The sequence below is a fragment of the Streptomyces sp. NPDC028308 genome, from assembly GCF_055565855.1.
Map to the genome: position 1 here is coordinate 75,827 of NZ_JBVHTO010000019.1, position 16,236 is coordinate 92,062.

At 72.1% G+C, this 16,236-nt stretch carries 15 protein-coding genes; 8 read left to right on the top strand and 7 right to left on the bottom strand.

Annotated features, from left to right (window positions below; genetic code table 11):
* Window positions 1-51 precede the first annotated feature (51 nt).
* Together ACZ4VA_RS36690 and ACZ4VA_RS36695 are read left to right on the top strand one after the other, a co-directional pair.
* Complete coding sequence (locus ACZ4VA_RS36690; RefSeq protein ID WP_468084172.1) at window positions 52-648, top strand: hypothetical protein; 597 nt, start codon at window positions 52-54, stop codon at window positions 646-648.
* 140 nt (window positions 649-788) lie between these two features.
* Window positions 789-1,133: a DUF2516 family protein gene (locus tag ACZ4VA_RS36695; protein WP_356169599.1), complete on the top strand. Its 345-nt coding sequence runs from the start codon at window positions 789-791 to the stop codon at window positions 1,131-1,133.
* A gap of 697 nt (window positions 1,134-1,830) precedes the next feature.
* Here ACZ4VA_RS36695 and ACZ4VA_RS36700 read toward each other — a convergent pair.
* The 3 genes from ACZ4VA_RS36700 to ACZ4VA_RS36710 all read right to left on the bottom strand — a co-directional run bounded on the left by ACZ4VA_RS36700 (window position 1,831) and on the right by ACZ4VA_RS36710 (window position 5,548).
* Window positions 1,831-3,135, bottom strand: coding sequence for a PP2C family protein-serine/threonine phosphatase (locus tag ACZ4VA_RS36700; protein ID WP_355783568.1), 1,305 nt, complete (start codon window positions 3,133-3,135; stop codon window positions 1,831-1,833).
* A 288-nt stretch (window positions 3,136-3,423) separates the two neighbouring features.
* On the bottom strand, window positions 3,424-4,512 hold the full coding sequence (locus ACZ4VA_RS36705) for a C40 family peptidase (RefSeq protein WP_355783571.1): 1,089 nt from the start codon (window positions 4,510-4,512) through the stop codon (window positions 3,424-3,426).
* Between the two features lie 244 nt (window positions 4,513-4,756).
* Window positions 4,757-5,548 (bottom strand): class I SAM-dependent methyltransferase, encoded by a 792-nt coding sequence (locus ACZ4VA_RS36710; RefSeq protein ID WP_355783573.1) that lies wholly within the window; start codon window positions 5,546-5,548, stop codon window positions 4,757-4,759.
* A 380-nt stretch (window positions 5,549-5,928) separates the two neighbouring features.
* Between ACZ4VA_RS36710 and mshA the strand changes: the two genes are divergently transcribed.
* The 3 genes from mshA (at window position 5,929) to ACZ4VA_RS36725 (ending at window position 9,698) form a co-directional block, all read left to right on the top strand.
* Complete coding sequence (mshA, locus tag ACZ4VA_RS36715) at window positions 5,929-7,266, top strand: D-inositol-3-phosphate glycosyltransferase (protein WP_356169593.1); 1,338 nt, start codon at window positions 5,929-5,931, stop codon at window positions 7,264-7,266.
* A 68-nt stretch (window positions 7,267-7,334) separates the two neighbouring features.
* Window positions 7,335-7,826, top strand: coding sequence for a type III secretion system chaperone family protein (locus ACZ4VA_RS36720; protein ID WP_355783579.1), 492 nt, complete (start codon window positions 7,335-7,337; stop codon window positions 7,824-7,826).
* Between the two features lie 156 nt (window positions 7,827-7,982).
* On the top strand, window positions 7,983-9,698 hold the full coding sequence (locus ACZ4VA_RS36725) for a glycosyl hydrolase family 28-related protein (RefSeq protein WP_468084176.1): 1,716 nt from the start codon (window positions 7,983-7,985) through the stop codon (window positions 9,696-9,698).
* Here ACZ4VA_RS36725 and ACZ4VA_RS36730 read toward each other — a convergent pair.
* Window positions 9,677-10,489: an AraC family transcriptional regulator gene (locus ACZ4VA_RS36730; RefSeq protein WP_468084178.1), complete on the bottom strand. Its 813-nt coding sequence runs from the start codon at window positions 10,487-10,489 to the stop codon at window positions 9,677-9,679. The two genes, ACZ4VA_RS36725 and ACZ4VA_RS36730, sit on opposite strands and share 22 nt — an antisense overlap.
* A gap of 49 nt (window positions 10,490-10,538) precedes the next feature.
* On the opposite strand from ACZ4VA_RS36730, the gene ACZ4VA_RS36735 reads away from it, so the two are divergent.
* The gene (locus tag ACZ4VA_RS36735) at window positions 10,539-11,027 is read left to right on the top strand and encodes a DUF2000 family protein (protein ID WP_389392089.1); all 489 of its coding nucleotides are present in this window, start codon (window positions 10,539-10,541) and stop codon (window positions 11,025-11,027) included.
* A gap of 30 nt (window positions 11,028-11,057) precedes the next feature.
* Here ACZ4VA_RS36735 and ACZ4VA_RS36740 read toward each other — a convergent pair whose 3' ends face one another.
* On the bottom strand, window positions 11,058-12,542 hold the full coding sequence (locus ACZ4VA_RS36740) for an MDR family MFS transporter (protein ID WP_468084180.1): 1,485 nt from the start codon (window positions 12,540-12,542) through the stop codon (window positions 11,058-11,060).
* Between the two features lie 149 nt (window positions 12,543-12,691).
* Here ACZ4VA_RS36740 and ACZ4VA_RS36745 point away from each other — a divergent pair, with 149 nt between their 5' ends.
* On the top strand, window positions 12,692-13,453 hold the full coding sequence (locus tag ACZ4VA_RS36745; RefSeq protein WP_355780301.1) for a phosphoglyceromutase: 762 nt from the start codon (window positions 12,692-12,694) through the stop codon (window positions 13,451-13,453).
* 99 nt (window positions 13,454-13,552) lie between these two features.
* On the opposite strand, the gene ACZ4VA_RS36750 is transcribed toward ACZ4VA_RS36745, so the two are convergent.
* Window positions 13,553-14,161 carry a hypothetical protein gene (locus tag ACZ4VA_RS36750; protein WP_356169581.1) on the bottom strand — a complete coding sequence of 203 codons (609 nt, stop codon included), beginning with the start codon at window positions 14,159-14,161 and terminating at the stop codon, window positions 13,553-13,555.
* A 347-nt stretch (window positions 14,162-14,508) separates the two neighbouring features.
* Window positions 14,509-14,979 carry a hypothetical protein gene (locus ACZ4VA_RS36755; protein WP_356169578.1) on the bottom strand — a complete coding sequence of 157 codons (471 nt, stop codon included), beginning with the start codon at window positions 14,977-14,979 and terminating at the stop codon, window positions 14,509-14,511.
* A 982-nt stretch (window positions 14,980-15,961) separates the two neighbouring features.
* On the opposite strand from ACZ4VA_RS36755, the gene ACZ4VA_RS36760 reads away from it, so the two are divergent.
* On the top strand, window positions 15,962-16,189 hold the full coding sequence (locus ACZ4VA_RS36760; RefSeq protein ID WP_355780294.1) for a hypothetical protein: 228 nt from the start codon (window positions 15,962-15,964) through the stop codon (window positions 16,187-16,189).
* Window positions 16,190-16,236 lie beyond the last annotated feature (47 nt).

A 16,236-nucleotide genomic window follows, 5' to 3' on the forward strand; every position in this document is an offset into this window, starting at 1 on the left:
GGCGGACCGCACACACCCTCAGTCGACAGCCGATCCGGGAGGACCACCCTCATGGCCATCACCGACGACATCCGCAAGGCCGCCACCAACCCGACGCCGCTCTACTTCCTCGCCGGCACCGCCGACCTGGCCGTCCAGCAGGCCAAGAAGGTGCCCGCGCTCGTGGAGCAGATCCGTGCCGAGGCCCCGGCGCGCATCGACACCGTGCGCAACATCGACCCGAGCGCGGTCCAGGAGAAGGCCAGCGCCCGCGCCAAGGAGGCGCAGGAGACCCTTCAGACCAAGGTCACCGGTTTCATCAGCACCCTCGACACCGACCTGAAGAAGATCGGTGAGTCCGCCCAGGACCTCGCCCTGCGCGGTGTCGGCGTCGCCGCCGAGTACGCGGTCAAGGCCCGGGAGACGTACGAGAAGGTCGCCGAGCACGGCGAGCAGGCCGTGAAGACCTGGCGCGGCGAGGCGGCCGAGGAGATCGAGGAGCTCGCCGTGGCCGTCGAGCCGAAGGCCGAGCCGGGCGAGATCAAGGTCGAGGACAAGCCCGCCGGGACCGCCACCGTGACCACGGCCCCCGTGACGCCCGCGTCCGCGGCGAAGAAGGCCGCGGCCAAGAAGGCCACCACCAAGAAGGCGACTCCGCCCGCCAAGTAGGCGGTTCCGCAGGGCGGTCCACGGACCGCCGGGGGCGGATCGACGGAGCAGTGAGCGCGGCCGGGCACCCTTGGGGTGTCCGGCCCGTTCTACGGGTACGGTGGCGGGCGTAGGTGTCGGTCGGAACGGGCGGTGGCAGCATGCTGATGTTGGGCTTCGCGGGGTTGTTGGGACTGCTGAAGATCGTCCTGATGGCCCTCGCCGCCTTCGGGCTGTTCGACGCGGCCTTCCGGCGCGAGGACGCGTTCCGTGCGGCGGACAAGCAGACGAAGCCGTTCTGGCTGATCATCCTGGGGCTCGCGCTGGTGGTGAGCTACCTCTTCTCGATCCTGTCGTTCCTGCCGATCATCGGCGTCATCGCCAGCATCGTGTACATCGTGGACGTCCGGCCCGCGGTGCGCACGGCTTCCGGCGGGGGCGGCGGCCGTGGCCGCCGCGGCTCCAGCAGCGACGGCCCCTACGGCCCGTACAACGGCGGCCGCTGACCCACCCCCCTGCGGCGGGGTCTCGCTGAGCCCCGTGACGCGTACGTCCGGAGCGACCCCCGCTACGACGGGCGCCCCCTCCGCACGGGACCCCGGGCCCCTTCGGGCAAGGCCGCGCACCGGGACCCGCTGGGCGCCCTCGCTGCCTAGGGCCTGTCGTTTGGATCAGGTCGGCCGTGATAGACGGTTCGTCCCGCGCGACACCGGCCTGATCCAAACGACAGGCCCTAGGTCTCCAGCGCTGATTGCTACGGCAGGCGTCCCCGTCCGCCGGACCCCGAGTCCCCTCGGGCAAGCCCGCGCACCGGCGACCCGCTGGGCGCCCTCGACAGCTCTGTTCTCCCGCACCGCCCGCTTCGGCAGGTGTCCCCGTCGCGGACCCTGGGCCCGCCTCGGGCAAGGCCCCACGCCGGTGACCCGCTGGGCGCCCTCGCTGGCTACGTCCCCGTCCGCATTCGCACGGGAGCCCGGGCCCGCCTCGGGCAAGGCCGCGCCCCGGCGACCCGCCGGGCCCTTTCGGTACCTACGTCTCCAGCGCCGCCCGCTTCGAAGGCGGCCCGCCTCGCCGCACGGTGTCCTGGCGCGGTTCCTCCCGGCACGCCCGGCGCGCGCCCTCCCGTCAGCGGGGGCCCATCAGTAGCCTGCCGACTGCCGGAATGCGGTCGTCGCCCGCGCCCCGGGTCGATGCCGGCGTCCGTCAGGGGGTGCGGTCCAGCAGCAGGACCGCCACGTCGTCCGTCAGCTCGCCGCCGTTGAGGTCCCTGACCTCGTTGACCGTCACGCGCAGCAGCTCCTCGCCCTCCAGGCCCTCGGCGAGCCGGCGGCGTACGAGTTCCACCATGCCGTCCTGGCCGAGCCGCTCCTTGCCCTCGCCGACGTGGCCCTCGATCAGGCCGTCGGTGTAGAGCATCAGGCTCCAGGCGGCGCCCAGCTCCACCTGCATGCGCGGCCAGCGGGCCTGCGGCAGCAGCCCGAGCGCCGGGCCGCCGTACTCGTACGGCAGCAACTGCGCGGGGCGGCCGGGGCGGGCGATCAGCGGCGACGGGTGGCCGGCCAGGCACAGGCCGGCCCGGCGGCCATCCGGCGCGATGTCCACCGTGCACAGGGTCGCGAAGATCTCGTCGTTGTCGCGCTCGTGCTCCAGCACCTGCTGGAGCGTCGAGAGCAATTGGTCCCCGCACAGGCCGGCCAGCGTGAGCGCCCGCCAGGCGATCCGCAGCTCGACGCCGAGCGCCGCCTCGTCGGGGCCGTGCCCGCAGACGTCGCCGATCATGGCGTGCACCGTGCCGTCGGGCGTGCGGACCGTGTCGTAGAAGTCGCCGCCGAGCAGCGCGCGGGAGCGCCCCGGGCGGTAACGGGCCGCGAAGCGCAGCGGGGAGCCGTCCAGCAGGGGGGTGGGCAGCAGACCGCGCTCCAGCCGGGCGTTCTCCTGCGCCCGCAGCCGGGACTCGGTGAGCCGCCGCTCGGCCGTGTCGGAACGTTTCCGCTCCACCGCGTACCGGATCGCGCGGCTCAGTAGCCGTCCGTCGAGTTCCTCGCGCAGGAGGTAGTCCTGGGCGCCCACGCGCACCGCCTCGGCACCGCGCTCGGCGTCGCCGGACCCGGTCAGCGCCAGGACGGCGTGCCGGGGCGCCAGTTCGAGGACGTGCTTGAGGGTGGACAGCTCGTCCTCGGTCCCGGCGGCGCGGCCGGGGGTGGGCAGCGTCAGGTCGAGCAGGATGCAGTGGACGTCGTCCGTGAGCAGCCGCTCGGCCTCGGTGAGGTTGCGCGCGGTGCGGATGCGGATCGGCTTGCCCGCCGCGTCCAGCATCCGGGGCACGCTCAGCGACCCCGCCGGATCGTCCTCGATCACGAGCAGGGTGAGGTTGGTGGTGTTGTCGGCGGGAGCCGTGGGGCCGCCCGCCGGTGCGCCCGCGAACGGGGCAACGGGTGAGGACGCGGCTTGAGCCTGACCACTTTCCACGGCCGGGATCGCTCTCTGCCGCGGTACGGGTGCGGGCATCGTTGTGGGTTCCTTCCCTCCCCCCGAGGGTGTGGTGGGGCGAAGGTCCGACCCACCGACGGGGACCATAGCGGTACCCGGCGCCGCAGCGGAATGGTGTGCGGCAAACGGCCACCGTCATATGCCGCATCCCGTAACGCAATTGGGCACGGCCCGGTCCCAGGGGGAATGACGAACGTCACGTCGCGCGGGTTGCCCGGCCGCGCGGACGTGACTCATCCCACGTGCGGTGGGTCACGTCGGGCCCGTCCCGGCCGCTCGCGGGCCCCGGAGGTGTCCGGACAGGCCTTATTTGTCGGGCCGTACGACGCCCAGTATCGGCATCGAGCCGGCGCCCGCGATCGTCACCGAGCGCCCGGGGCGCGGGGCGTGGACGATCGCGCCGTCGCCGATGTACATCCCGACGTGGCTGGCGTCGCCGAAGTAGATGACGAGGTCACCGGGGCGCATGGACCGGACGTCGACGTGGGGGAGCTGCCGCCACTGCTCCTGCGAGGTGCGCGGGATGCCCAGTCCGGCGGCGGCCCAGGCCTGGGAGGTCAGCCCCGAGCAGTCGTACGTCTTCGGGCCCTCGGCGCCCCACTCGTACATCTTGCCGATCTGGGCGGTCGCGTACTGCACGGCCTTGCGGCCCTGCGGGGACGCCTTGCCGTTGATCTCCGCCAGGACGCCGGAGCTCAGCCAGGCCGTCTGCGCCGCGTGCGCGGCGTCCTCCTCCAGCTTGGCGAGCCGCTCCTTCTCCTCGGCGGCGAGCTGCGACTCCAGCTCCTCGGCGGTGGCGATCCGCTGCTTGATCTTCTTCTTGGCGGCGGCCTTCGCCTTGCGGTTGGCCTCCAGGCGCCGCCACTGCGCGGACGCGTCCTTGGTGTACTGCGCCAAGTCCTTCTGCGTGCGCGTCATCTCGGCGAGCATGCCCTTGGTCGCGTGCTCGCCCTGACGCACCCGGCCGGCGCCGTCCAGATACTGCTGCGGGTTGTCGCTGAGCCACAGGCGGGCGTCGGGCGGCAGGCCGCCGCCGCGGTACTGGGCGCGGGCCGCGGCGCCCGCCCGGTCCTGGAGCCTGTCCAGCTTGGCCTGGCCCTTGACGATCTCCCGGGCCAGCCCGACGAGCTGCGTGGACTGCTTCTCGGTCTTCTCCTCGGCGGCGTTGTACGCGTCCGTGGCGACCGCCGCCTCGTGGTACAGCTTCTCGAGCTTCTCGCGGACCTCCTCAAGGTCCGCGGCGCTCTTGGGCGTTGTGCCGGACGGGGGCGTCGGCGCCGGGGTGGGGGTCGGTGCGGGCGGGCTCGCGTACGCCATGCCCGGTGCGCTCAACACGGTGACCGCGCAGACGAGAGCCACGGCCGCCGTGGTCAGGCTCCGCTTGCCGCATCCCATACTTCGCCCCCAAAGCTGATTTACCGTCAGTAACTTACGGACGCCTCGGGGATCGTGCCATGTCGGCGCGCGGTGTAACAGGGGCAGGCGGCAACTCCCTTCCCCCTTTACCCCCTTCTGCTTTCCCCCAGGCGATCTCCCCGTCTGTGTGACGAACGACTCACGGAGATCGTTCCCCGCAGGTCGGACGCCGTGGCGGGCCCCGATCCCGGCGCCCGCGCGCACGCGAGCCGCCCGGTACCGCTCACCTCCGGGGCGCCAACGCCTCCCAGCGGACCGTCACTTCGCCCTGCCGCCAGCGGGACGCGCCGTCCGTCACGGGCCAGTCGGCGGTCAGGTCGCGGACCGCGCGTATCCAGCGCTGCCGCGCGCCGTACGAGGCGTAGGGCGCGGCGGCGGCCCAGGCACGGTCGAAGTCCCGCAGGAACGCGTGCACCGGCTCGCCCGGGACATTGCGGTGGATCAGGGCCTTCGGGAGCCGCTCGGCGAGGTCGGACGGGCGCTCCAGGGAGCCCAGGCGGGTGGCGAGGGTGACCGTGCGCGGGCCTTCGGGGCCGAGGGCGACCCAGACGTGACGGCGGCCGATCTCGTCGCAGGTGCCCTCGACGAGCAGCCCGCCGCGTGAACCGGTCGCCGGGTCGGCGGGTGCGAGCCGCCCCCGCATCAGGTCCCAGGCGGCGGCCACCTCGTCCTCGTCGTACTGGCGCAGCACGTTCGCGGCGCGGATCAGCGACGGCCGGCCCGGCACCGGGACCTCGAAGCCGCCGCGCCGGAAGACCAGTCCGTCGCGCTCGTACGCCTTGGCGCCCGCGACCCGCTCCGGCTCGATCTCCACGCCCACCACGCGGGTCCGCGGAGCGGCGGTGCGCAGGCGGGCCAGCAGCTCGACCGCGGTCCAGGGCGCGGCCCCGTACCCCAGGTCGACCGCGACCGGATCGGCGGCGCGGCGCAGCTCGGCGCCGTGCGCCGCGGCGATCCAGCGGTCCATGCGGCGCAGCCGGTTGGGGTTCGTCGTCCCGCGTGTCACCGCACCCACGACGGCGCCTCCGCCGCTCGGGCGGGGCCGAGTGCGGGGGGCGGGAGCGGCGCGGGCTGTCATGCGTACGAGGGTATGCGGAGCGGGCGAGGCCGTCGCGGGCCTGTGGACAACCGCGATGAACCCCGGCGTCGGCCTGTGGACAACCCCGGCGGACCAGGTGGGACACGGGTCGCTGCGGCGGGCTCCGCCGCCTGCGAGGGCGCGGACTCTTCCGGAGCCGCGCTTACGCGACGTACGCAACACGGCGTCGAACGGTTGAGCGATAGGCGGTAATGATTCGGCAAAGAGGAAATGGAGCGGAGTGCTCCGGCGTTCTCGCCCCTGGAGGGTGCCGTGCGCCCTCCTTACGGCATGCCCGCAGCGAGGAGGACCGCCACGTGAGCCAGTACGTCAGCAGGCTCGGGCGTCGCTCGGCGACGGCACCCTCGAGGCTCCGGCTGTACCGCAGGCCCCGTCGCGTCGCCATGCTGTCCGTGCACACGTCACCGCTGCACCAGCCGGGCACGGGCGACGCCGGCGGGATGAACGTCTACATCGTGGAGCTGGCCCAGCGCCTGGCCGCGATCAACATCGAGGTCGAGATCTTCACCCGCGCGACGACCGGGGCCCTGCCGCCCACCGTCGAGCTGGCCCCCGGCGTCCTCGTCCGGCACGTCGACGCGGGCCCCTACGAAGGGCTCGCCAAGGAGGACCTGCCCGCCCAGCTGTGCGCCTTCACGCACGGCGTCATGCAGGCGTGGGCGGGCCACCGCCCCGGCTACTACGACCTCGTGCACTCCCACTACTGGCTCTCCGGGCACGTCGGCTGGCTGGCCGCCGAGCGCTGGGGCGCCCCCCTGGTGCACGCGATGCATACCATGGCCAAGGTCAAGAACGCGGCGCTCGCCGAGGGCGACAGCCCCGAGCCCGCCGCCCGGGTCATCGGCGAGACCCAGATCGTGCGCGCCGCCTCCCGGCTCATCGCCAACACCTCCGAAGAGGCCGACGAACTCGTACGCCACTACGACGCCGAGCCCGGCAAGGTCGCCGTCGTCCACCCGGGCGTCAACCTGGACCGCTTCCGCCCCGCCGACGGCCGTGCCGCGGCCCGCGCCCGCCTCGGCCTGCCGCAGGACGCGCTGATCCCCCTCTTCGCGGGCCGCATACAGCCCCTCAAGGCCCCCGACGTGCTGCTGCGCGCGGTGGCCGTGCTGCTCGACGAACGCCCCGAGCTGCGCTCCAGGATCCTCGTCCCCGTCGTGGGCGGGCCGAGCGGCACCGGGCTCGCCAAGCCGGAAGGGCTGCAGAAGCTGGCGGCCCGGCTCGGCATCGCCGACGTCGTGCGGTTCCGGCCGCCCGTCTGCCAGGACGAGCTCGCGGACTGGTTCAGGGCCGCGTCGGTGCTGGTCATGCCGTCGTACAGCGAGTCGTTCGGGCTGGTCGCCATCGAGGCGCAGGCCGCCGGTACGCCGGTGCTCGCGGCGGCGGTCGGCGGACTGCCGGTGGCCGTGCGCGACGGGCGGACCGGGTTCCTGGTCCAGGGGCACGATCCCGCCGCCTACGCGCGCGTGCTGCGTGACTTCGCCGACGACGCGGAGCTGTCCGACCGGCTCGGCGCGGCGGCGGCCCGGCACGCGGAGGGCTTCGGCTGGGACACGGCCGCCGCCGCCACGGCGGACGTGTACACCGCGGCGACGCAGGCCCACCGCCGCCGGGTGCGCGCCCACCACGGCTGACACGCGCCCGGTCACGGGGCCCCGGGGCTCCCGCGCGGGCCCTCCGGGGGCTGACGTACGCTCGCTGCATGGCTGACGCAGCGTCGATCATCGAGCGGGTACTCACCGAGGCCGAGCTGGAGTGGGAGAGCCCGGAGACGGGCTCGTACGTCGTGAAGCTGCCCGGCACGCGCAAGCTGTCGACGACCGTCTCGCTGATCGTCGGCAAGCACTCGCTCTCCCTGAACGCCTTCGTGATCCGCCACCCCGACGAGAACGCGGAAGCGGTCCACCGCTGGCTCCTGGAGCGCAACCTCAAGCTCTACGGGGTCTCCTACGCCGTCGACCGCCTCGGCGACGTCTACCTGGTCGGCAAGCTGCCGCTCGCCGCGGTGACACCGGAGGAGATCGACCGCCTGCTCGGCTCGGTGCTCGAAGCCGCGGACGGCTCGTTCAACACGCTCCTGGAGCTCGGGTTCGCCTCCGCGATCCGCAAGGAGTACGACTGGCGCGTGTCCCGGGGCGAATCCACCCGGAACCTGGATGCGTTCACGCACTTGACCCAGCGCCCGACGGACTGACCCCCCGCCCGCTCGTCAGGCCCCCGCTCCCGGCAACTGGTGCGGCGGGCTTCCCGATTCACCCTTGCAGGCCCCCTTCCCCGCCCGGGGTCGCCGTGGCATGCTCACCGCCGACGCAGATCTGAACGTCGTTCACATGTGTGAAAGGTGGCGGGTATGGGCGACCGGTACGCGGGGATCACCAGACGGAGTCTGCTCGGCGGTGCCACGGCCGTGGCCGCGGCGGCCGTGACCGGCGGGACGGCGACGGCCGCCCCCTCGGACGCGGCGGCGGGCCCGGCGCCCGGCGGAGCCCCCGCCCCGACGCCCGGTCAAGTCCCGGCGATCTGGCGGGAGTTCGCCCGCACGCCCTTCACCCACCCGCAGATCCCGTACGTCGGCCGGGCCGGACAGCGTGCCGGGGCGGCGCGCTTCCCCCGCCGCCCCGTGGTCGCCGACGTCCGCGACCACGGCGCCGTCGCCGACGGGACGACCGACTGCGCCCCCGCGATCAACCGTGCCATCGCCGCCGCCGGAAGGGCCGGCGGTGGCACGGTGCTCATCCCGCCGGGCACCTACCGCATCGACGGACTCGTCCGCATCGGCTACGACGACGTCGTCCTGCGCGGCGCCGGAAGCGGCCGCACCACGCTGTACGCCACCAGGAACCTCACCGAACTGATCGGCCCCTACGGCTCCCGCTACGGCGGCGACAAGTCGTCCTGGTCCTGGGCGGGCGGCCTCATCTGGCTGGCGCCGCAGGCCCGTTGGGAGTCCCTCGTCGCCGCCGTCCGGGCGAGGGCCTGGCCCTTCGAGGGCTGGACCGGCAACGCCCGGGACGAGTGGGAGACGCTCACGACGGTGGCGCCGGCCACCCGCGGATCCCGGACGGTGACGGTCGCCGACGCGAGCGGCCTGAAGCCGGGCCGCCTCGTCCTGCTCCGCCTCGCCGACGACGCCGGGCACACCCTGCTCCGGCACATGGCGGGCGACGGCCCGGGCCCCGCCGCGTACACCTGGGACGACAAGACGAAGCTGACCAGCTACGTCCCCTACGAGTGGCCCGTACGCGTCGTGCGCGTGCGGGGCAGGAAGGTGACCCTCGAACGCCCGCTGCCCCTGGACGTCCGCCCCGAATGGGACCCGCGGCTCACCACGCACGTGCCGGCCCTCACCGGTTCCGGCGTCGAGGGGCTCACCCTGGAGGCCGTCGAGACACCGCAGTCCCCGCACCTCCTCGACAAGGGCTACAACGGCGTCACCTTCCAGTGCGCGTACGACTGCTGGGCGGACGACGTCGTCGTGCGTCACGTCGACAACGGCTTCGGGCTCGTCGCCGCCTCCGCCTGCACCCTGCGCCGTACGCGGGTCGCGGGGCGGGGCGCCCACCACCCCTACTTCTGCCGCGAGGGCTCGCACGACAACCTGATCGAGGACTTCACGATCGAGCGGCGCACGGTCCCGGCCCCCGCCGGAACGCAGCTCCACGGCATCAACGTGGAGGGCCTGTCCTCGTACAACGTCTGGTCGCGCGGCCGGATGGAGATGGGCACCTTCGACTCCCACCGGGGCCTGCCCTTCGCGAACGTCCGCACCGACATCACGGTCGAGAACAACGGCCGCCACGGCGGGGACACGAGCGCGGGGCCCCTGTTCGGCGCCCGCTTCACCCACTGGAACATCCGCGTCACCAACGGCCGTGCGGGACTGATGAAGATCGACGGACTCGCCCCGTACAGCGCCACCGTCGGACTGAACGACGTCACCGAGTTCGACCAGACCGACGTACCCGACTTCACCGGGGACCTGCACTCCCGCCTGGAGCTGTACGGCACCACCGACGCCGTACGGCCGCGGAACCTGTACGAGGCTCAGCGGGACGCGGTGCGGTAGCGGCCGGGGGCCACGCCGACCAGCCGCTTGAAGTGCCGGGTGAGATGGGACTGGTCGTAGAAGCCGGTCGCCGTCGCCACCTCGGCGGGCCGGGCGCCCGACAGCAGCAGCCGGCGGGCGCGGTCCACCCGGCGGGACATCAGGTACTGGTGCGGGGCGATGCCGAAGGCCGAGCCGAACGCCCGCACGAGGTGGGCGGGATGGGCGTGCAGGAGCAGCGCGGCCTCGTCGAGGGCGATGCCCGCCACCACGCGCTCGTCGAGGAGTTCCCGCAGCCGGTGGGCGAGCGGGCGGTCGGCGGCCGCCCGGTCGGCCGGGGGAGTGCCGGCCCCCGGCCCGGGGCGCAGATGCGTGCGCAGCCGCTCGCCGATCAGCGTCAGCCGGCTCTCCGCCTCCAGTTCGTCGCCGGGCCGCGCGAGGGCCGCGTGCAACTGCCCGACGCGGTGGCGCAGCACGGGGTCGGCGAGGTCGGGTCCGTCCACCGCCGGCCCGATCAGGCTCTCGTCGAGTCGGCTCAGATCCAGGTACAGGACCCGCTTGCGGAAGCCGTCCGCCGTCGCGGGGGAGCCGTTGTGCGGGACGTGCGGCGGCAGGAGCGAGACCGTGTCGTGCGGGGTGCCGTGCTCGTGCCGGTCCAGGTCGTACCGCACCGCGCCGGCGTCGACGATCAGCAGCGTCCACGCGTCGTGCACGTGCATCGGGTAGGCGTACTCGGTGTAGTGGGCGTGGAAGACCTCCACGACGCCCGGGACTCGCGGGCGCCACGCGGAGATCTCGCGCTGGGCCACCATGCAAGAAACGTACAAGACCGGGAGCCGTCCCGGTCGGCAGTCTCGAGGCATGAGCAGCGAGAACACTCCGGACACCGTCTCCGCGGGCGGCCCCTCCGCGGACCCCGCCACCCCGGACGCCGCACCCGTCCGCTTCGACACCAGGATCGCCGTGCTGCTGCGCGACGACCTGGAGACCTGGCAGCGGCTGAACGTCACGGCGTTCCTGGTCAGCGGCCTCGGCTCGGCCGTCCCCGAGGTGGTCGGCGAGCCGTACGAGGACGCGGACGGCACGCCGTACCTGCCGATGTTCCGCCAGCCGGTGCTGGTCTTCGAGGGTTCGAAGGAGACCCTGACCGCCGCGCACACCCGCGCCCTGACCCGCGGGCTGCCCCGGGCCCTGTTCACGGCCGACCTCTTCGCCACCGGCAACGACCGGGACAACCGGGCCGCCGTACGGGCCGTGCCGGCGGCCGACCTGGACCTGGTGGGCCTCGCCGTGTACGGCCCGCGCAACGGGGTGGACAAGGTCCTCAAGGGAGCGCGGATGCATCCCTGACGGGCGCCGGACCGGGCGTCCGCCGCCGCCTCACCCGGCGGCGACCTCCGGACGGACCTCGCCGACGGGTGCCGGGGCGGCGGCCTGTCCCGGCACCGCCGCCCGCCCGGCGCCGAGGGACTTCGCCGCCGGATCGATGTCGGCCGGGCCGCTGACCGGTCCCTGGGACGAGACCGACGTCAGGTCGGCGGGCAGTCCGGCCGACGGGGTCGGAGGCAGCTCGGTCGGCAGTCCCGCGGAGGGGTCGGCGGGGCCGCCCACCGACAGGGCCGCGAGGGATTCGGGGGCCGGCTTCGACGACGGGCCGGGCGGTGTCTCCGCGGGCAGGCTGCGCATCAGGGCGCTGTAGCCGACCGCGGCGACCGTGCCCACCACCGCGCACAGCGCCCACAGCCACGCCGCGCCGAACCGGTCGATGACGACGCCGGACATCACCGGCGCGACCAGCGCGGCGAGCGACCACGACATCGTGTACATCCCCTGGTAGCGGCCGCGCCCGTGCACCGGCGAGAGGCGCACCACCAGCCCGGTCTGGGTGGGGGCGTTGACGATCTCGGCCAGCGTCCACACGCACACCGTGAGGGCGAAGAGGCCGACCGAGCCGGCGAAGGCGGTGAGCCCGAAGCCGTAGCCCGCGAGCAGCGAGGAGATCACCAGCAGGCGCTTGGGGTCCCGGTGCTCGATGAACCGCGTGACCGGGATCTGCAGGGCGACGATGAGGACACCGTTCACGGCGATCGCCATGCCGTAGTCCGCGGCGGTGAAGCCGGCCGCGCCCATCGCCACCGGCAGCCCCACCGAACCCTGCTGGAAGACGACGGCGACCAGGAAGGACAGCCCGACGACGCTCATGAAGCGGCCGTCGCGCAGAACGGTGCCGAGGTTCGTCACGGGCTCCGCGGCGGACTTGGCCGTGGGCGCCGGCCTGGACTCCGGCAGCTTGGCGAAGACGACGAGCGCGCAGACCAGGGTCATGCCCGCCTCGATGAGGAAACCGGCGAGGTAGCTGAACTCGGCGATGAACCCGGCGCCCATCGAGGAGACGGCGAACCCGAGGTTGATGGCCCAGTAGTTCAGCGAGAACGCCCGTACGCGGTCCTCGGGGCGGACGATGTCAGCCATCATCGCCTGCACGGCGGGCCGGGAGGCGTTGCTCGCCATGCCGACGACGAAGGCGACGCCGGCGATCGCGACCGGATCGTGCACGAAGCCGAGCAGCGCGACGGACGCCGCCGTGGACGTCTGCGCCACGAGCAGGGTGGGCCGGCGCCCGAGCCGGTCGGTCATCACGCCCGCGCCGAGCGAGGAGATGACCCCGCCGAGGCCGTGCAGGGAGGCGACGAGACCGGCGTACGAGGCGGAGTAGCCGCGGTCCAGCGTCAGGTACAGCGCCATGAAGGTGGCGACGAAGGCGCCCAGGCGGTTGACCAGGGTGCTCGTCCACAGCCACCAGAACTCGCGGGGGAGTCCCGAGACGGTCTCTCGGACGGCGCGTCTCATGACGGCGAGCGGCATCGGGGTCCCCCACAGGTAAGCGGCTCAGGCGGTGAGCACAACTTACGAGCGGCCGGGCCGGGGGAGCCACTCAATTAGCAGATGCCGTCAAGTGTCCGGCTTCCGGGCAGGCGAGCGAGGGTACGAAGGCTTCCATTACGCTCGGAGCCATGGCCGACGCACCGTACAAGCTGATCCTCCTCCGCCACGGCGAGAGCGAATGGAACGCGAAGAACCTGTTCACCGGCTGGGTGGACGTCAATCTCAACGAGAAGGGCGAGAAGGAGGCAGTCCGCGGCGGTGAGCTGCTCAAGGACGCCGGCCTGCTGCCCGACGTGGTCCACACCTCGCTCCAGAAGCGCGCGATCCGCACCGCCCAGCTCGCGCTGGAGGCCGCCGACCGCCTGTGGATCCCGGTCCACCGCTCCTGGCGCCTGAACGAGCGGCACTACGGCGCCCTCCAGGGCAAGGACAAGGCGCAGACGCTCGCCGAGTTCGGCGAGGAGCAGTTCATGCTCTGGCGCCGCTCGTACGACACCCCGCCGCCGCCGCTGGACCGCGACGCCGAGTACTCCCAGTTCTCCGACCCGCGCTACGCGACGCTGCCGCCGGAGCTGCGCCCGCAGACGGAGTGCCTGAAGGACGTCGTCGTCCGCATGCTGCCGTACTGGTTCGACGGCATCGTCCCCGACCTCCTGACCGGCCGCACGGTCCTGGTCGCCGCCCACGGCAACTCGCTGCGCGCCCTGGTCAAGCACCTGGACGGCATCTCGGACACCGACATCGCGGGCCTCAACATCCCGACGGGCATCCCGCTCTCCTACGAACTGGACGCCGACTTCAAGCCGCTGAACCCGGGCGGCACCTACCTCGACCCGGACGCGGCAGCGGCAGCGATCGAGGCAGTGAAGAACCAGGGCAAGAAGAAGTAACGCGACACGATCAAGGCCCGTGCCTGCGGTTTCTCCGCCGGCAGGGGCCTTGTTGCCGTACTGGGGCCGTCTCTGGGCCGTGAGCCGAGTTCAACGCTGTCAGCTCTCGTCGGGCCGCCTGGCCCAGCCCAGGACCCCGCGTCTGGACTCGGGCCGACCGGGTTCGATGCGTGGAGGCGCGGGTTCGAGCAGGCTCCGCCATGGCATCTCCGGAACCACTGGCTTCCGTGCTACGGACAGGCTTCGCCAGTTCGTCAGAGCATTGACTACCTGCTCCAAGTACATGATCGTTTCGTGAAGCATCGCTTCCACGTCCACGTCAGAGACAGGGCCGGGATCCGTTTCCGCCTGGCGCTGCATGACCCGCAACGCGTCGTAGACCATGTTGTAAATCTCCTGGACGGCAAGGGACAAAGATCGCTCGGAGAGGGCTGCGATACGCACCATGCAGACCTCACCGCACTTGTCGGCAGCCTTCCAAAGCGCTTTCCAGTCTCCGCGCGGCTGTTCCCAAGGACGCGGACTGATGGCGTCTTCCAATGCGAGCAGCGCCTTGGCGATGTCCTCGGCTGCCTGGTACGCGAGGTGCTCCCGTGCGATCTTCCGCTCGTGCCAACGAGTCGCGTAGAACGTTCCGACAGCCAAGATGCCCGACAGCGCCGAGCCCAGCAGAGCCGACCCGCTGCCATCCCAGAAAGCCCCAGCCAATCCGCTGCCCCCCTAAGCCCTGAACAGGGTGACAGGAACCGCCCTCGACGTCAGCAGGCGTATCGTCCCGACGCTGGACGCGCGACCTCCTGCGAGACTCGCCTTTCGCCGAGGACGCCGAGCTTGCTGGACGTAACGGCTGGACAGACGAGGCCCGCCGCTGCCATTCCGACCACCGCCGACCCACATAGTCGGCGGAGGCCGGGAGGTCGGTGACCTGGAGCAGCTCCAGACGTCGCTGACCGATCCATCCGGAGCTACGGATCAGAGGGTCCCGCCACCATGAGACGGCTCGGGCGCTCGTCCCGGGCCGTCCGTGGGCAACGAGGGATTCTGCGCCGCGGAGTTCAGCGCAGAGCCCGACGCTCGTCTACACGGCGTGTCGGCACACCCAGAAACACGTCGGGTGCCGCTGGGCCATAAACGATGTTGAAGGTTTCCAGTCGATAGGACCAGCCCCCGTCACAACGGTCGACAAACCGGTGGTTGATCTGCCATTGCAGCCACTGGCCGGGAGCCAGGCGAACGGCCGACGGGCGCCGATGGCGTCGCGGCATGGCGAACGTGCTCACCTCCGGCGGGTTCACGCGCAGCAGCCCGTCAACCTCGCGAATGATCGTCCCGGGGGCCGACAGGTCCCGTACGTGCACGTGAGGTTCGAAGGAGTCGGACTCCTGCATGGCGACCTCGTGTAGGGCGGCGTTCAAGCGCGGGGGCAGCGAGAAGGCTGTTGGTGCGGCGTTTCTGCGAGCAGCTCCAGGGCCGCCGCGCGACTTCTTCGTCCACGACGTGCGTATCCGCTGAACAACGACATCCATAGGACCAATCTTCAGCCTGGACGCCGCGCCGCGGCCAAAGAGTTTCGTGCCGTGCCAGATCCGTGAGTCGCTCAGGCATGGCGCCCCGAACAGCGGAGACCCGCTGCCGCCACCTCACAGGGCATCTCGAACGTGTTCGAACGTCGAGCGATGGGGCGTCGAGCCGGCGCGCGAAACCAACGGACAGGTCGAGTGTGTGAACAGCTCCACGCCAAGTCCCCGCTCGCGCTGCCGCAGACGGGACTCCGCCCTGGGAGTCAGTTCCTCCGGCGACGCCCCTGCCCGTAGGGGCCGTGGCGATCATGCTCCCGCCAATCCTCGTCATGAGGGTCACGGTCTGCGGCGCCCAGATTGTCTCCAGGAGCCGCGATGTGTTCCCCGTCGTTGACTTTGGCAAGCAGAGAGGCGAGGGGATCAGGGGGACCATCACTGAAGCGATCTGAGCCGCGCTCGGGCGGCGGCCCCGGCTCTGACCCGTCGTGCCGCGCCCGTGATGTATCGCTCATGAGCAGCCCCCTCCGACTCACCGAGATGCACTCGGGGTCTTTCCCTGGAAGGGAGTGGGAAACCCGACTTCGCCCTTTGCCGACTGTGTGATCTTGTCGGAAGCCAACCGACATCGGACACACTCCAGGCCCTCAACGCCCGCTCATGCATTGCGTGTTGGCTCCACGAAGTGAAACGACACGAACCGGGCCGCGGTCGGACAGGCTTCCTGCCTGCCCCGGCGCCGTTCAGCCGAGTCGGCTCGCGTCGAGAACTCGAGCTTCCCAAGCTGATGGCTCAGGCGTTCTCGTCACGGGCCGACCGTCACGGCTCGCTCCAGTCGGCACTGGACCTTCTGCGAGCCGTGAGCGGATGGCACGGGCTCGGCTCAGTGCTGTGGTCGCGGCCGAACAGGTCGGCCGGCCGCAGTTCAGCTAGGTCCCGGAACGCCTCGCCCCCTCTTGACCGAGGCGCTCCACACTGATCGGTTGAGCTCATGACCACCGACCCGAGCGAGTACGACAAGGCCATTCCGATCGTTGCGGCGCACGTCGCGAAGATCGAGCGAGCGGTCGATCGCACCCGTGCCACCCACTCTGGACGGCCGTATCCGGAAGTGCACCGGGCACTCACGGAAGCCTTGCAAGCAGAAGAGACCCAGCGTGTTGTACCCCAGGTGGTCGAGGAGCTCGCGCGACAGATCGCCGAGGCACGGCGCAACTGACGGCACACGCAGCGTGGTCACGGGCCGCCCACCCCGGCTTCCTCTGT

Excerpts from the sequence above, each read along its gene's own strand:
- ACZ4VA_RS36695 (WP_356169599.1), top strand. The coding sequence starts at position 789 with ATGCTGATGTTGGGCTTCGCGGGGTTGTTGGGACTGCTGAAGATCGTC.
- ACZ4VA_RS36705 (WP_355783571.1), bottom strand. The coding sequence starts at position 4,512 with ATGGGATGCGGCAAGCGGAGCCTGACCACGGCGGCCGTGGCTCTCGTC.
- ACZ4VA_RS36740 (WP_468084180.1), bottom strand. The coding sequence starts at position 12,542 with ATGCCGCTCGCCGTCATGAGACGCGCCGTCCGAGAGACCGTCTCGGGA.
- ACZ4VA_RS36745 (WP_355780301.1), top strand. The coding sequence starts at position 12,692 with ATGGCCGACGCACCGTACAAGCTGATCCTCCTCCGCCACGGCGAGAGC.
- ACZ4VA_RS36735 (WP_389392089.1), top strand. The coding sequence starts at position 10,539 with ATGAGCAGCGAGAACACTCCGGACACCGTCTCCGCGGGCGGCCCCTCC.
- ACZ4VA_RS36755 (WP_356169578.1), bottom strand. The coding sequence starts at position 14,979 with ATGGATGTCGTTGTTCAGCGGATACGCACGTCGTGGACGAAGAAGTCG.
- ACZ4VA_RS36690 (WP_468084172.1), top strand. The coding sequence starts at position 52 with ATGGCCATCACCGACGACATCCGCAAGGCCGCCACCAACCCGACGCCG.
- ACZ4VA_RS36700 (WP_355783568.1), bottom strand. The coding sequence starts at position 3,135 with ATGCCCGCACCCGTACCGCGGCAGAGAGCGATCCCGGCCGTGGAAAGT.
- ACZ4VA_RS36725 (WP_468084176.1), top strand. The coding sequence starts at position 7,983 with ATGGGCGACCGGTACGCGGGGATCACCAGACGGAGTCTGCTCGGCGGT.
- ACZ4VA_RS36760 (WP_355780294.1), top strand. The coding sequence starts at position 15,962 with ATGACCACCGACCCGAGCGAGTACGACAAGGCCATTCCGATCGTTGCG.
- ACZ4VA_RS36730 (WP_468084178.1), bottom strand. The coding sequence starts at position 10,489 with ATGGTGGCCCAGCGCGAGATCTCCGCGTGGCGCCCGCGAGTCCCGGGC.
- ACZ4VA_RS36720 (WP_355783579.1), top strand. The coding sequence starts at position 7,335 with ATGGCTGACGCAGCGTCGATCATCGAGCGGGTACTCACCGAGGCCGAG.